We start from the raw sequence: 13,693 nt of genomic DNA on the forward strand, positions 1-13,693 counted from the left end.
CGGCAGCATCTACCGCACGGGGAGGAAATTCACGATATGATGCAGAAATCCGGAGCAGCACGCCGCGCGGAAATCGCAGGTGCGGGAATTGGCGGCCTGACCACGGCCGCGGCACTGGCCCAGCGCGGCTGGTCGGTGACCGTGCATGAACGCGCGCCGACGCTGCGCACTTTCGGTGCGGGCATCTACATCTGGAGCAATGGACTGCGCGTGCTCCAGGCCATCGGCGCCTACGACCAGGCGACGGTCGGCGCGCATATCGGCCCGCAGTTCCACACCCGCGACCACAACAACACGACGATGGAAGAAATTCCGATCAACGGTCCTGGCGACGCCAGGCTGATCACCATCCTGCGCGAGCAGCTGATCAATTCTCTGGTCGACACCTGCCGCAGGAGCGGCGTCGAGATCCTGACCAGTTCTGAATCGGTGGGCGCCACGCCGGAAGGCGAGTTGCTGCTGGCCGATGGTTCGAAGCGCAAGGCCGACCTGATCGTCGGCGCCGACGGCATCAATTCCAAGGTCCGGGATTCGCTCGACCTGATGATGTACCGCAAGCATCTCGGCTATGGCGCGATCCGCATGCTGATTTCGCGTGACGACGGCGACGTGCCGGCGGAAGACCGCGAGCGCTACATCGAATATTTCACCGGCTCGCGCCGCATCCTCTATACGCCGGCGAGCGCCACCGACCTCTATGTTGCGTTGTGCTGCGCGGCCGACGATGCGGCGGCGCTGAAAGTCCCGGCCGACCACAAGCTGTGGACGCAATCCTTTCCGCATCTTGCCAATCTCGTTGCCCGTTTCGGCGACGCCGGCCGCTGGGATGCCTTCGAGGTGGTCAAGCTCAAAAAGTGGAGCAAGGGGCGGGTCGCCATCCTCGGCGATGCCGCGCATGCCATGCCGCCTTATCTCGGGCAGGGCGGCGGTTGTGCCTTGATGAACGGTCTTGGCCTTGCCGCGGCCGTCGACGAAGGAACCGACGTGGCGCATTCGCTGGCCGATTGGGAAGCGCGCGAGCGCCCGATGACAGAGCACACCCAGGATACCGCCGAGCGACTTGGCGACATGAACTTCTGGCCCGACGACGTGCGTTCGCAGGTGCTCAAGATCACCGGCCAGAGCCGCGAGATCGGCGCCGAGCGCATGAAGACGGCGCGCCATGCCCCGACCGCGACCGTGCCGCTCCCCTGACCAGCGAACATCTGGGCGCCCGTCGCCCCATCATTCGGAGAAAATAGATGAAATCCATCGAGATCGGCGCTAACACGCTGTCCTACGACGAAGCCGGCGAGGGCGATGTGCTGCTGCTTCTGTCAGGCTGGTGCCAGGACCACCGCCTGTTCAAGACACTGGTCCCCGAGCTTGCCAAGACCCATCGGGTTGTCCGTCTCGACTGGCGCGGCCATGGCGAGCATCGCGAGCATGACGGCGACTTCACTACGAGCGAGCAGGCCGACGATGTCATCGCCTTCCTCGACAAGATGAAGATCGACAAGGTCGTGCCGGTTTCGACCTCGCATGGCGGCTGGGCCAATATCGAGATCACCGACCTCCTTGGCAGCTCGCGCATTCCACGCTCGGTGGTGATCGACTGGATACAGACGACGCCTGACGAGGCCTTCTTCTCGATGATCGAACACATCCAGGATCGCACCAACTGGGAAAACGGCCGCGGCGACTTCTTCAACTACTGGATCGGCGACACCGAAAACCAGGACATTATCGACCACGTCAACGAAGAGATGGCGAAATACAGCTTCGAGATGTGGGCGCGTTCGGGCCATGAGATCGCCAAGGCCTACCGCAAATGGGGCAACCCGATGCAGCGCATGGCGGCGCTGCAGCAAAAGCGCCCGATCACCCACATCTACTCGCAGCCCTTCGAGCCGGAATACGCACAGGCGCAGGTCGACTTCGCGGCGAAAAACGACTGGTACAAGCCCAACAAGCTGCCGGGAAAGACTCACTTTCCCACGCTCGAGCAGCCGAAGGTCGTGGCCGAGACCATCCGCGCCTTCGTGAAGTAGGAGTTTTTGCATGAGCGCGCTTGCCGAAGAAGCCAACTGGCCGCGAGAGATCATCGACCGCGACTACGGCGCGCGTGCTTCGGTCGCCCCTGAGGTGTTCGACGCCGAGATGCGCAATTATCGCGGCCGCTCGGAGGAGATGCGTGTCCATGCATCGCATCTCGACGTCGTCTACGATGCCGGGAGCGGACAGACGATCGACATCTATGGTACCGGCGAAGGTCCGCGGCCCGTGTTTGTCTTCATCCACGGCGGCTACTGGCGCATGCTGTCCAAGCACGATTCCGCCTTCATGGCCGGGATGCTGGCCAGCCACGGCATCGCCACCGCTGTCGTCGACTACAGTCTTGCCCCCGATGTGACGCTCGAGGAGATCGTGCGCGAGGTCCGGGCGGCAATTGCCTTCCTGGCCAAGAATGGGCGCCAATACGGCATCGACCCGGACCGCATATATGTTGGGGGGAGTTCGGCTGGGGGCCACCTGACAGGTACGGTGTTGGCCGGCGGTTGGCACCAGCAGTTCGGTGTGCCCGAAAACCTCATCAAGGGCGCGATGCCGATCAGCGGCCTGTTTCATCTGGCGCCGATCGCCAATTCGTTCGTGCAGGATTGGCTGTCGCTCGATGCTTCCGAGGTCGAAGCGCTCAGCCCGGCGGCGAACATTCCAGATGTCGGCTGCCCGGTCGTTGTCGCTTATGCCGATGGCGAGCCGGCCGGATTCAAGCGCCAGTCGGCAGAATATGACCGGCTCTGGCGCGAGGCGGGTTTTGCCTCCGAGCTGATCGAGGTCGCCGGCCGCAACCATTTCGACGTGCTGCTCGACCTTGCCTCTGACGATACGGTTTTGTCCAAGGCGCTGGTCAAGTTGATCAAGGGTTAAGCGGTCTCGCGCGGCGTCAGCTGCTGGGCGTAGCGCCGTACGACGGCGGCGAAAGCGGAGACGGCCGGTGAGATCGAACGGCCGGTGGCGTGGATCATCACCACTTCGCGCGAGATGTCGGGCTGGGTCAGCGGCTTGCCGACAACCTTGCGGTGGCGGGCTGCGGCAAGCGCATAGGTGGGCAGAACCGCAACACCAAGCCCGGCCTCGACAAGGGCGATTGCGGTCGTGATCTGCGTGACCTCATAGGTTGGCTTGAGCGCGATCTCCGCCGTTTCGAAACCGACTTCCACCAGCAAGCGGATGCCGCTGTCGCGCGTAAGGGTGATCAGCGGCTGCTCCTCCAGTTCGCGCCATCGCACCGAATCCATGGCGTTGAACGGGCTGTGCTGGTCGCAGAACAGCATCAGGCTGTCGCGCACCAGAGGCAGGCGCTCGATGCCTTCTTCCGCCGGCGAAAAGGTGCCCAGGCCGCAATCGGCCTTGCCGCTCCTGACGCTTTCAACGATCAGCTCGGTGCCGACGTCGGCAAGTTGGACCGAGATGCCGGGATAGCGCTTGCGGAAGTCGGCGATGGCCTGCGGCAGCACGACGGCAGCGAGCAGAGGCGGGGCGGCAATGCGCAGGCGCCCGCGCCGGCGTTCCGCCAACTCATGCACGCCTTCGACCGCGTGTTCCAGTTCCTCCAGCGCCTTGGCGGCGGAGTGGCGGAACTCGCGCCCGGCGTCGGTCAGCTCGACACGCCGCGTCGTGCGATCGAACAGGCGCACGGCAAGCTCCGCCTCGAGGTCCTTGATCGCTTGCGATAGTGCTGGCTGCGCCGTGTTCAGCCGCTCGGAGGCGCGCGAAAAGTTGCCGAGATCGGCGACGGCGAGAAAGCTCTCGATCTGCTTGATGGTGATTTTCACGAGGCCTCCTGATTTATCGGAATATCATCTCAATTAATAACATGAATGACGATTGTCATATAGATGGCACCCGTGTTTTCTGGGCTCGGAGTGAGGGGCGCCAAATACGGCGCGGATGGAGGATTTCTTGGCGAGCGCGATCAGCGACGCGACGGACGGGGCAATGGGGCGCAGGTAGGCCGATGCGCTAGCGTTGTTTGGCGCGCACAATCCCAAGCTGGCTCTCAGCGTAAAAATCTGGCTCGCAACACATGGACGCGCGGGCGACGACATTCAGGTGGATGACCGATGAAATATACCAAGAAGGACGCCAAGGCCTATTCGCGGGCCACGATGAAGGGCATCTGGGCCGCCGGCCTGATGCCTTTCAAGGACGACCTGTCGATTGATGAAGCCGGCTTCCGCCACAACATCGATCACTGGATCGAGGATCTCAAGATCGATGGCTTCTTCATCGCCGGCAAGCAGGGCGAGTTCTTCTCGATGTCGCTCGACGAGCGCAAGCGCAGCTTCGACCTAGCCGTCGAGGCCTGCGCTGGCCGCGCCCAAACCATCATGTCCTGCTCCGACCAGAACATGGACGTCGTCATCGACCTCGCCAAGCATGCGCAGAAATGCGGCGCCGACTATATCGTCGTGCATGCGCCGATCCTGCATTTCTTCAAGCAGCAGGACGAAACGCTGCTCAACTATTACCGCACCATTGCCGACAAGGTCGACATCGGCATCGCGCTGTGGAGTCATCCCGACAGCGGCTATCTGATGAGCCCCGAGCTTTGCAACAAGCTCGCGGACATCGAAAATGTCGTCGCCATAAAGTACTCGGTGCCGCGCCCGATGTACAAGGAACTGACGGCGCTCGCCGGCGACCGCATCCTGGTCAGCACGGCCTCTGAAGAGGAGTGGCTGGACAACATCCTCGAGCTTAACTGGCAGCTTTATCTCTGCTCGTCGCCGCCCTACCTGATCCAGACCAAATACGACACGCGCATGCGCCAGTACACCGATCTCGCCTTCGCGGGCGAGGCCGACAAGGCGCGCGCCGTGCGCGATAGCCTCGACCCGGTGCGCGCGGCGCTCAAGGATACAAGGCCGGCCGAAAAGCCGCATTCGCATCAGAAATACTGGCAGGAACTGCTTGGCCAGACAGGCGGCAGGGTTCGCCCGCCGCTGCTCGAACTCACCGAAGAAGAGAAGCGCGCCACACGTGCCGCCTTCGAAAGCTGTGGCCTGAAGACCACGGCCTGATCCGTACAACCGACGTGCCCGCGCCGCCCAACAGGAGGAATGACCATGACCAGACGCCTAGCAGCCTTCAGCTTCTCCAAGTGGATCGACGAGCACCAGCATCTGCTCAAGCCGCCGGTCGGCAACCAGCAGATCTGGGAAGACGCCGACATGATGGTGACGGTCGTCGGCGGTCCCAACAAGCGCACCGACTATCATGACGATCCGGTCGAGGAGTTCTTCTACCAACTCAAGGGCGACATGATGCTCAAGGTGGTGGACAACGGCAATTTCTACGACGTGCCGATCCGCGAAGGCGAAATCTTCCTGCTCCCGCCGCATGTGCGCCACTCGCCGCAGCGCCCGCAGGAAGGCTCCATCGGTCTCGTGGTCGAGCCGAAGCGCAATGACGGCCTGCTCGACGCCTTCGAATGGTACTGCTTCGACTGCAACGCGCTGGTCAAGCGTGTCGAGGTCTCGCTGAAGAGCATCGTGCGCGACCTGCCGCCGATCTACCAGGCGTTTTACGCCGACGAGAAGGCCCGTACCTGCCCGAACTGCGGTTCGATCCATCCGGGCAAGGCCCCGCCGGAAGGCTGGGTCAAGCTCTAGCGGCTTCGATCGATGGACATGGCCCGCCCGACGGGGGCGGGCCGGCTCACCCAGGATTTCCAAGGCAATGACATTGAAGCAGGCATCGGTCCGGAGTCCGCAAGGATGAAGGTCGTCAGGCGATATTTGCAGGAACTCGACATCGAACTGGAGCGGCTCGAGGCCGGTCCGGTCGCGGTGACCTGCATTCCCGACATGGCCAACGTCGCCTGGCCGGCGAAGGCGATCTTTGGCGGGCTTTCGCGCGGCGACCTGGAAGCAGCAGCAGAAAGGTCGCCGGCTGGAACCGTCGACCCGGCAGGCGATACGGTGGCGCTGAGCTTCAATTGTTATGTCATCCAGACGCCCGATTACGTCGCGCTGATCGACGGCGGCATCGGTGATAGCAAGGAGCGCCCGCACCGTCCGGCCTGGCATCGACGCGAAACCAGATTCCTCGACACGCTGAAGGCCATCGGCATCGCGCCCGAAGATGTCGACATCGTCATCAACACGCATCTGCATGCCGACCATGTCGGCTGGAATACAAGGCGGGAAGGCGAAACCTGGCGGCCGACCTTTCCCAATGCCCGCTATGTCGTGTCCGAGATCGAGCTCGCCCACTGGACGGCCGTCCACGAGGCTGAGCCGTTCGGCACCACATTGCACGGCGCCTTCGCAGATAGCGTGTTGCCCATCATCCGCAGTGTCGGCTTCGAGCCGGTCGCGTCCGATGCCGAGGTCGTGCCTGGCCTGAGGCTGCGTCCAGCACCGGGTCATTCGCCCGGCATGGTGGTGGTGTCGCTGTCGACGGAAGAAGGAGACGTGCTCTTCCTCGCCGACGCCGTGCATCACCCGCTGCAACTCGGCGACGACTCCATCGCGTGCAATTTCTGCGGGGACCCTAGGCAGGCGCGCGCGACACGCGCAGCCCTGCTCGCCGATGCGGCTGCGGCCAATACGGTGCTAGCGCCCTACCACTTTCCCGCTCCCGTCTTCGGCCGGCTCGAGGCGGATGCGGCATCCTTCCGGTTTTGTCCTCTTGAGATCGAGGCGACTGGTCAGCCGGCTAACAAAAACGCGCCAACAAGGCGCCACCCAGAGGAGAACTGAGCCATGAATTTCAGACGTATGTTGCTTGCCGCTTCCGTCTCAGCCTTGGCGGCGCTGCCGGCCTTCGCCGCCGAACCCGTCAAGATCGGCATGATCACCACGCTGTCAGGCCCTGCCGGCTATCTCGGTCAGGACATCCGTGACGGCTTCATGCTTGCTTTGGAAGAGGGAAAGCTCGGTGGCGTGCTGGTCGAACTCGTCGTCGAGGATGACGGCCTGAAGCCCGGCCAGGGCAAGCAGATCGCCGAGCGCTTCCTCAGCGAAAACGGCATCAAGCTGTTCACCGGCATCGTCTTTTCCAACGTCGCCGGCGCCACCATTCCCGATATCGTCGACAGCGGTGCCTTCTATGTCAGCCCAAATGCCGCGCCCTCGAATCTGGCCGGCAAGGAGTGCAACGAAAACTACTTCGTCGTCTCCTGGCAGAACGATTCCCTGCATGAGAGCGCAGGCCAGAACGCCACCAATCTCGGCTACAAGAAGGCTTTCGTGCTGGCGCCCAACTACCAGGCCGGCAAGGACGCGATCGCCGGCTTCAAGCGCTATTTCAAGGGCGAGATCGCGGGTGAGATCTACACCCGCCTCGACCAGACCGATTTTGCGGCTGAACTCGCCCAGGTCCGCGCTGCCAAGCCTGACGTGGTGTTCCAGTTCCATCCCGGCGGCCTCGGCATCACCTTCCTGCGCCAGTACGAGCAGTCGGGCCTGATGAAGGAAATCCCCATGGTCGTGGCCGAGCCGTCGATGGACGGTGTGACACTTGCTGCCGTCGGCGATGCCGCCATCGGCCTCAACGTGTCGAGCCACTGGAACTCGGACTTCGACAACGCGGCCAACAAGAAGTTCATGGACGCCTGGAACAAGACCTACAATCGCCCGGTGACCTACTATGCCAGCCAGGGGTATGACGCGGCCCTCGCCTACGCTTCGGCACTGAAGGCGACCCGCGGCAATATCGACGACGCCGACGCGTTCCGTGACGCGCTGCGCAAGGCCGATTTCGAGTCTGTTCGCGGCAAGTTCGCCTTCGGCCCGAACCAGCACCCGGTGCAAAACTGGTACGCGTTGAAGGTCGAAAAGGGCGCCGACGGCAAGCCAGTGCTGAAGACCGTCGGCGAGGTTTTCAAGGACCATGGCGACGCCTACGCCGCCGACTGCAAGATGTAATCTCGGCCCGCTCTTTGCGGCGGGCGGCAAGACTGCCGCTCGCCCTCTTTCCCACCTTTCCAATCGAAGCGACAGGCGATGACGCTCTTCCTCGAACAGATGCTCAATGGCGTGCAATTCGGCGTCATGCTTTTCCTGCTGGCGGCCGGGCTGACGCTGATTTTCGGCATCATGGGCGTCATCAACCTGGCGCACGGCTCGATCTACATGATCGGCGCCTATGCCGGCACTTGGGTTGCGACCGAAACCGGTTCGTTCTGGCTCGGCATACCCGCAGCCCTTGCGGCAGCCGCCTTCACCGGCGCAGCGATCGAGTTTCTCGTCGTGCGGCGGCTTTATGGGCGAGACCATCTCGACCAGGTGCTGGCGACCTTCGGCCTGATCCTGATCTTCAACCAGACCATCACCATCCTGTTCGGGCGCCAGCCGCTGTTCGTGTCGATGCCGGCCTTGCTCGACGGCTCGGTCGAGCTTTTGCCGGGGCTCGTCTATCCGATCTACCGGCTTGCGATCATCGCTGTCGGCCTGCTGGTGGCGCTCGGGCTCTACCTGCTGATCAACAAGACGCGCATCGGCATGCTGGTTCGCGCCGGCTCGACCAACCGCGAGATGGTGCGCGCGCTCGGCGTCGACATCCGGTTGCTCTACACGCTGGTCTTCGGTCTCGGTGCGCTGCTTGCCGGCCTTGCCGGTTTCATGGCCGGGCCGATCCTTGCGGTGCAGGTCGGCATGGGCGAGCAGATCCTGATCACCACCTTCGTCGTGGTGGTGATCGGCGGCGTCGGCTCGATCCGCGGTGCGTTCTTCGCCAGCCTCATCCTCGGCATCGTCGACACCGGCCTGCGCGCTTACCTGCCTGGCCTTCTGCGTCAGGTCATGGTCGGTCCCGAGGCCGACGCGCTTGGCGCCGGCATCTCGTCGATGGGCATCTATCTCTTGATGGCGATCGTCCTTCTCATCAGGCCGAAAGGCCTGTTCATCCGAAATTCCTGAACTAGGCGCTGACTGGCCCATGGAAAAATCACTCAAGCGACCCGCTCTGCTTGCCGGCGTGCTGATTGCGCTCATCGCATTGCCTGTGGTCGCCGACGCTACCGGCTATGCCGCGCTGACGTCGCTGGCGACGCGCGTGCTGATCTACGGCATCGCTGCGGCGAGCCTCAACTTCGTGCTCGGCTATGGCGGAATGGTGAGCTTCGGACATGCCGCCTTCTTCGGCATTGGCGGCTATGTCGTCGGGATCCTCTACCAGCACTATTCGCTGGGCGAGCCGCTGTTCGGCTTCATATCAGGCACCAACCAGCTCCTGATCACCATTCCGGTGGCGCTTGTGGTCTCCGGCCTGATGGCCGCGCTCATCGGTGCGCTGTCGCTGCGCACCGGCGGCGTGCAGTTCATCATGATCACGCTGGCCTTCGCCCAGATGCTGTTTTTCCTGTTCGTCTCGCTGAAAACCTATGGCGGCGATGATGGGCTGATCATCCGCCGGGCCAACGAGCTGCCGGGTCTCAACATGCGCGACAAGCAGACCGTCTACTACGTCTGCCTCGCGATCACGGTGCTGTTTTTCGTGATCCTGTGGCGCATCGTCAATTCGCGCTTCGGCAATGTCATCGTCGGGCTGCGCCAGAGCGAAAAGCGCATGGCGGCGATCGGCCTGCCCGCCTATCGCTACAAGCTGATGGCCTTCGTCATCTCGGGCATGGGCTGCGGCCTTGCCGGCGCGCTGATGGCCAACTTCCTGCGCTATGCCAGCCCCGACATGATCCACTGGACCAAGTCCGGCGAGCTGATGGTGATGGTCATCCTCGGTGGCGTCGGCACGCTGTTTGGCCCGCTGCTGGGTGCTGCCGTCTTCATCGTGCTTGAATCCATCCTCGCCTCGTGGACCGAGAACTGGCAGCTCGGCCTTGGCCTGATCCTGCTGTTCGTCGTGCTCTACACCCAAGGCGGCGTACAGGCGCTTGGCGCCCGCATGTTCGGGAGACGCGCATGACCCCGGTCCTCAATGTCCAGGGCATGGTCAAGCGCTTCGGCGGCTTGCTTGCCACCGACCATGTCGACTTGACCGTCAAGCCTGGCGAGATCCATGCCCTGATTGGCCCCAACGGGGCCGGCAAGACGACGCTGATCTCGCAGCTTATGGGCGAGCTCAAGCAGAACGAAGGCACGATCGAACTCGACGGCCAGCCGATCACAACCTTGCCGACGGCAAAGCGCGTGTCGATGGGGCTGGCCCGCACTTTCCAGATCACGTGCCTGCTGCCCGACTATACGGTGCTGGACAACGTCGCCATCGCAATCCAGGTGCGGCAGGGCCACAGCTTCCGCTTCTGGGGCAATGTCCGGCACGAGGCAGGCTTGCGTGAAGACGCGCGCAGCTATCTCGCCGGTGCGGGGCTCGCCGACCGTGCCGACGAGCTGGTCGCCAACCTGTCGCATGGCGAGCAGAAACAGCTCGAGCTGGCGGTAGCGCTCGCCACCAAGCCGCGACTTTTGCTGCTGGACGAGCCGATGGCCGGTCTCGGCCATCTCGAAAGCCAGCAGATGATCGAAATGCTGCGCGGCCTCAAGAATCAGGTCTCGATGCTGCTGGTCGAGCACGACATGGAGGCGGTGTTTGCGCTCGCCGACCGCATTTCGGTGCTGGTCTATGGCCGGATCATTGCCACCGGCTCGGTCGACGAGATCAGGGACAATCCCGAGGTCCGCACCGCCTATCTGGGCGAGGGAGACGAGCTATGCTGAGCGTCGCCAAACTGCAGTCGGCCTATGGGCGGAGCCAGGTGCTTTTCGATGTCGCGCTGGAGATCGGCGATGGCGAGGTGGTGACCTTGCTCGGCCGCAACGGCATGGGCAAGACAACCACGGTCAAGTCGATCATGGGCCTGCTCAAGCCGCTGTCGGGCGAGGTCAGCTTCGGCGGCCGCGATGTTTGCGGTGCCACGCCCGAGACCGTGGCGCGGCTTGGCGTCGGCCTCGTGCCGGAGGGACGCCAGGCGTTCTCCACGCTGACAGTACGCGAAAACCTCGTTGCCACCGCCGCCAATCGTCTTGGCCGCAAGGATGCCTGGACGCTGGAGCGCGTCTACGCGCTGTTTCCGCGCCTGCGCGAACGCGCCAGCCAGGCAGCGGGCACGCTATCGGGCGGCGAGCAGCAGATGCTGGTCGTCGGCCGCGCGCTGATGACAAACCCCAAGCTGCTGATCCTCGATGAGGCGACCGAAGGGCTCGCCCCGGTGATCCGCGCCGAGATCTGGGCCTGCATCGAGGCGCTGAAGGCCGAAGGGCAGTCGATCCTGTTGATCGACAAGAATCTCAACGTGCTGAAGCGGCTCGCCGATCGCCATTACATTTTGGAGAAGGGCCGCACAGTCTGGTCCGGCACCGGCGACGACCTGACCCGCAACGCCGAACTGGTGCAGCGTTATGTCGGGCTCTGACAAGCGGCAACGCCGGCTGCGGATCTGCTTCGTCGGCTGGGGCGCGATTGCCAGCCGCGTCGGCGAACTGATCCGCGAGCGCAAGCCTGAAGGCGTCGAGATCGTTGCGGTTGCTGTCCGCGACGCTGGGCGCGAGCGTGGGAACCTTCCTCAAGGTGCGCGGCTGATCTCCGATCCGCAAGACCTTGCCGGGCTCGACATGGACATGGTGATCGAGGCCGCTGGCCGGCCGGCCGTCGCCCTTTGGGGCGAGGCGGCATTGCGGCATGGCGCAAGCCTTGTCGTCTCCTCCACCAGCGCCTTCTGCGACGACGCACTCTACGAGCGGCTGCTTGGCGTGGCCTGCGAGACCGGCAGCCGTATCCTCGTTCCCTCGGGCGCGCTCGGCGACCTCGGAGCGCTGGTCGCCGCCTCCATCCTGCCGATCGACGAGGTCACGCACACCATCGTCAAGCCGCCTTTGGCCTGGCTGGGTACCAAGGCAGCCGAGACCGTCGATCTCGACACGCTTGCGGAACGCACTGTGTTCTTTACCGGCACGGCGCGTCAGGCGGCGGATGCGTTTCCCCAAAACGCCAATGTCGCCGTCATTTCCGCTTTGTCGGGTATCGGCCTCGACCGCACGCGCATCGTGCTGGTGGCCGATCCGGCAGCGGTGCGCAACGTCCACGAGGTCAGCGCCTCCGGTGCCTTTGGCCGCCTTGACCTGCGCCTCGAAAACGAGCCGCTCAAAGACAATCCGAAATCATCCGAGATGACCACGCTCAGCCTCGTCAGGCTTATCGAAAACCAGCTTGCCCCCCTTGTGCGTTAGCCGCCAAGGACCATGGAGACTATCATGACGAAAACTTACCCCGACCTCATGCTTTACATCGGCGGCTTCTGGCGCAAGACCGTCGACACCCAGCCTGTGCTCAATCCGGCTGACGAAACCGTCATTGGCGCGGTGCCGGTCGCCACGCGCGCGGACCTCGACGATGCACTCGATGCCGCGGCCAAAGGCTTTGACGTGTGGCGCAAGACCTCGCCGGCGAAGCGCGCAGAGATCATCCTCAGGGCGTCCCAGCTGATGCGCAAGCGCATCGACGAGATCGCACATGCCATCACCCTGGAGCACGGCAAGCCGCTCGCCCAGGCTCGTCTCGAGGTCATTCGCGGCTGCGAATTCTTCGAGTGGGACGCGGCCGAGGGCCAGCGCACCTATGGCCGCGTCATCCCGAGCGAGCCGGGTATCAAATACATCGTGCACCACCAGCCCATCGGCACGGTCGCGGCGTTTTCGCCGTGGAACTTCCCGATGAGCCAGCCCTCGCGCAAGATCGCCGGCGCGCTTGCCGCCGGCTGCTCGATCATCCTGAAGGCGGCGGAAGAAACGCCTGCCGGCGCCTTCCATATAGCGCGTGCGTTCCACGACGCGGGCCTGCCTGCCGGCGTCTTCAATCTGGTCTTCGGCGTGCCTGCGGACATTTCGGGATACCTCATTCCCCAGAGCCAGGTCAGGCTGGTCGCCTTCACCGGCTCGACTGCGGTCGGCAAGCACCTGACCGAAATGGCGGCGCGCCACATGACGCCGGTGCTGATGGAACTCGGTGGACATGCGCCTGTCATCGTCTGCGACGACGTCGACCCTGTCGCTGCCGCGATCGCCTCTGCAGTGCGCAAGGCGCGTAATTCCGGCCAGGTCTGCACCTCGCCGACGCGCTTTTACGTGCAGGAGCGCATCTATGAAGCCTTCACCAAGGCATTCGCCGAGACAGCCCGTGCGATCACCGTCGGCAACGGCCTGGATGCGGTCACCCAGATGGGGCCGGTGGCGAACCATCGCCGGATCGAAGCGCTGGAAGCGCTGACGGCGGACGCACGCGCCAAGGGCGCCCGCGTGCTGACGGGCGGCGAGCGGCTCGGCAATCGCGGTTATTTCTTCCCCGTTACCACGATCTCCGACCTTCCGGACGACGCGCGCGCCATGCGCGAGGAGCCGTTCGGGCCGATGGCGCTGATCAATCCCGTCGGCTCAGTCGAAGAGGCCATCGAAAAGGCCAACGCGCTGCCCTTCGGCCTGGCGGCCTACGCGTTTACGCACAACGCTCGCACCGCCGACCAGCTTGCGGAAGGGATCGAGGCGGGCAACTTCTCGATCAACACGCTGGAAGCGTCGGTTCCCGAAACGCCGTTCGGCGGCGTCAAGGAAAGCGGTTACGGCCGTGAAGGCGGCCTCGAAGGGCTGGCGCAGTACACCGTCATCAAGAACGTGTCGCACCGCATGACGATCGCCTGACGCAGGCGGGCAAAGTGGCCGGTGCCCGCCCGGGCATCGGCCGTCTCAACACCGTT

Annotated in this window: 14 protein-coding genes; 13 read left to right on the forward strand and 1 reads right to left on the reverse strand. The window is 63.7% G+C overall.

Going from position 1 to position 13,693, the window contains the following annotated elements:
- The first annotated feature begins 36 nt into the window (after nucleotides 1-36).
- From C8K44_RS02245 to C8K44_RS02255, 3 genes are read left to right on the forward strand one after another with little or no spacing between them, the layout of a single operon-like run.
- Complete coding sequence (locus C8K44_RS02245) at nucleotides 37-1,194, forward strand: NAD(P)/FAD-dependent oxidoreductase (RefSeq protein WP_109574138.1); 1,158 nt, start codon at nucleotides 37-39, stop codon at nucleotides 1,192-1,194.
- Nucleotides 1,195-1,241: 47 nt separating this feature from the next.
- Nucleotides 1,242-2,030 carry an alpha/beta hydrolase gene (locus C8K44_RS02250; protein WP_109574139.1) on the forward strand — a complete coding sequence of 263 codons (789 nt, stop codon included), beginning with the start codon at nucleotides 1,242-1,244 and terminating at the stop codon, nucleotides 2,028-2,030.
- Nucleotides 2,031-2,040: 10 nt separating this feature from the next.
- Entirely contained in the window at nucleotides 2,041-2,910 is an 870-nt protein-coding gene (locus C8K44_RS02255) for an alpha/beta hydrolase (protein ID WP_109574140.1), read from the forward strand.
- Here the strand turns inward: C8K44_RS02255 and C8K44_RS02260 are convergent.
- Complete coding sequence (locus C8K44_RS02260) at nucleotides 2,907-3,818, reverse strand: LysR family transcriptional regulator (RefSeq protein WP_109574141.1); 912 nt, start codon at nucleotides 3,816-3,818, stop codon at nucleotides 2,907-2,909. The genes C8K44_RS02255 and C8K44_RS02260 overlap by 4 nt on opposite strands.
- A 288-nt stretch (nucleotides 3,819-4,106) precedes the next feature.
- Here C8K44_RS02260 and C8K44_RS02265 point away from each other — a divergent pair, with 288 nt between their 5' ends.
- The 10 genes from C8K44_RS02265 (at nucleotide 4,107) to C8K44_RS02310 (ending at nucleotide 13,637) form a co-directional block, all read left to right on the forward strand.
- Nucleotides 4,107-5,066, forward strand: coding sequence for a dihydrodipicolinate synthase family protein (locus C8K44_RS02265; protein WP_109574142.1), 960 nt, complete (start codon nucleotides 4,107-4,109; stop codon nucleotides 5,064-5,066).
- A gap of 45 nt (nucleotides 5,067-5,111) precedes the next feature.
- Entirely contained in the window at nucleotides 5,112-5,657 is a 546-nt protein-coding gene (locus C8K44_RS02270; protein WP_109574143.1) for a 3-hydroxyanthranilate 3,4-dioxygenase, read from the forward strand.
- Between the two features lie 18 nt (nucleotides 5,658-5,675).
- Nucleotides 5,676-6,749 carry an MBL fold metallo-hydrolase gene (locus C8K44_RS02275; RefSeq protein ID WP_158282702.1) on the forward strand — a complete coding sequence of 358 codons (1,074 nt, stop codon included), beginning with the start codon at nucleotides 5,676-5,678 and terminating at the stop codon, nucleotides 6,747-6,749.
- Between the two features lie 3 nt (nucleotides 6,750-6,752).
- Nucleotides 6,753-7,916 (forward strand): ABC transporter substrate-binding protein, encoded by a 1,164-nt coding sequence (locus C8K44_RS02280; RefSeq protein ID WP_109574145.1) that lies wholly within the window; start codon nucleotides 6,753-6,755, stop codon nucleotides 7,914-7,916.
- 78 nt (nucleotides 7,917-7,994) lie between these two features.
- Complete coding sequence (locus C8K44_RS02285) at nucleotides 7,995-8,909, forward strand: branched-chain amino acid ABC transporter permease (RefSeq protein WP_109574146.1); 915 nt, start codon at nucleotides 7,995-7,997, stop codon at nucleotides 8,907-8,909.
- A gap of 19 nt (nucleotides 8,910-8,928) precedes the next feature.
- Nucleotides 8,929-9,912: a branched-chain amino acid ABC transporter permease gene (locus C8K44_RS02290; RefSeq protein ID WP_109574147.1), complete on the forward strand. Its 984-nt coding sequence runs from the start codon at nucleotides 8,929-8,931 to the stop codon at nucleotides 9,910-9,912.
- On the forward strand, nucleotides 9,909-10,664 hold the full coding sequence (locus C8K44_RS02295) for an ABC transporter ATP-binding protein (RefSeq protein WP_109574148.1): 756 nt from the start codon (nucleotides 9,909-9,911) through the stop codon (nucleotides 10,662-10,664). The genes C8K44_RS02290 and C8K44_RS02295 overlap by 4 nt, the downstream gene beginning before the upstream one ends.
- The gene (locus tag C8K44_RS02300) at nucleotides 10,658-11,359 is read left to right on the forward strand and encodes an ABC transporter ATP-binding protein (protein ID WP_109574149.1); all 702 of its coding nucleotides are present in this window, start codon (nucleotides 10,658-10,660) and stop codon (nucleotides 11,357-11,359) included. Before C8K44_RS02295 ends, C8K44_RS02300 begins: the two co-directional genes overlap by 7 nt.
- Nucleotides 11,346-12,173: an aspartate dehydrogenase gene (locus C8K44_RS02305; RefSeq protein ID WP_109574150.1), complete on the forward strand. Its 828-nt coding sequence runs from the start codon at nucleotides 11,346-11,348 to the stop codon at nucleotides 12,171-12,173. Before C8K44_RS02300 ends, C8K44_RS02305 begins: the two co-directional genes overlap by 14 nt.
- 24 nt (nucleotides 12,174-12,197) lie before the next feature.
- Nucleotides 12,198-13,637 (forward strand): NAD-dependent succinate-semialdehyde dehydrogenase, encoded by a 1,440-nt coding sequence (locus C8K44_RS02310; protein WP_109574422.1) that lies wholly within the window; start codon nucleotides 12,198-12,200, stop codon nucleotides 13,635-13,637.
- Nucleotides 13,638-13,693 lie beyond the last annotated feature (56 nt).

Source organism: Aminobacter sp. AP02 (assembly GCF_003148805.1).
GTDB lineage: Bacteria > Pseudomonadota > Alphaproteobacteria > Rhizobiales > Rhizobiaceae > Aminobacter.

Bases quoted from the DNA above. Each gene is read 5' to 3' on its own strand.
- C8K44_RS02245 (WP_109574138.1), top strand. From the start codon at position 37: ATGATGCAGAAATCCGGAGCAGCACGCCGCGCGGAAATCGCAGGTGCG.
- C8K44_RS02250 (WP_109574139.1), top strand. From the start codon at position 1,242: ATGAAATCCATCGAGATCGGCGCTAACACGCTGTCCTACGACGAAGCC.
- C8K44_RS02255 (WP_109574140.1), top strand. From the start codon at position 2,041: ATGAGCGCGCTTGCCGAAGAAGCCAACTGGCCGCGAGAGATCATCGAC.
- C8K44_RS02265 (WP_109574142.1), top strand. From the start codon at position 4,107: ATGAAATATACCAAGAAGGACGCCAAGGCCTATTCGCGGGCCACGATG.
- C8K44_RS02270 (WP_109574143.1), top strand. From the start codon at position 5,112: ATGACCAGACGCCTAGCAGCCTTCAGCTTCTCCAAGTGGATCGACGAG.
- C8K44_RS02275 (WP_158282702.1), top strand. From the start codon at position 5,676: ATGGCCCGCCCGACGGGGGCGGGCCGGCTCACCCAGGATTTCCAAGGC.
- C8K44_RS02280 (WP_109574145.1), top strand. From the start codon at position 6,753: ATGAATTTCAGACGTATGTTGCTTGCCGCTTCCGTCTCAGCCTTGGCG.
- C8K44_RS02285 (WP_109574146.1), top strand. From the start codon at position 7,995: ATGACGCTCTTCCTCGAACAGATGCTCAATGGCGTGCAATTCGGCGTC.
- C8K44_RS02290 (WP_109574147.1), top strand. From the start codon at position 8,929: ATGGAAAAATCACTCAAGCGACCCGCTCTGCTTGCCGGCGTGCTGATT.
- C8K44_RS02295 (WP_109574148.1), top strand. From the start codon at position 9,909: ATGACCCCGGTCCTCAATGTCCAGGGCATGGTCAAGCGCTTCGGCGGC.
- C8K44_RS02300 (WP_109574149.1), top strand. From the start codon at position 10,658: ATGCTGAGCGTCGCCAAACTGCAGTCGGCCTATGGGCGGAGCCAGGTG.
- C8K44_RS02305 (WP_109574150.1), top strand. From the start codon at position 11,346: ATGTCGGGCTCTGACAAGCGGCAACGCCGGCTGCGGATCTGCTTCGTC.
- C8K44_RS02310 (WP_109574422.1), top strand. From the start codon at position 12,198: ATGACGAAAACTTACCCCGACCTCATGCTTTACATCGGCGGCTTCTGG.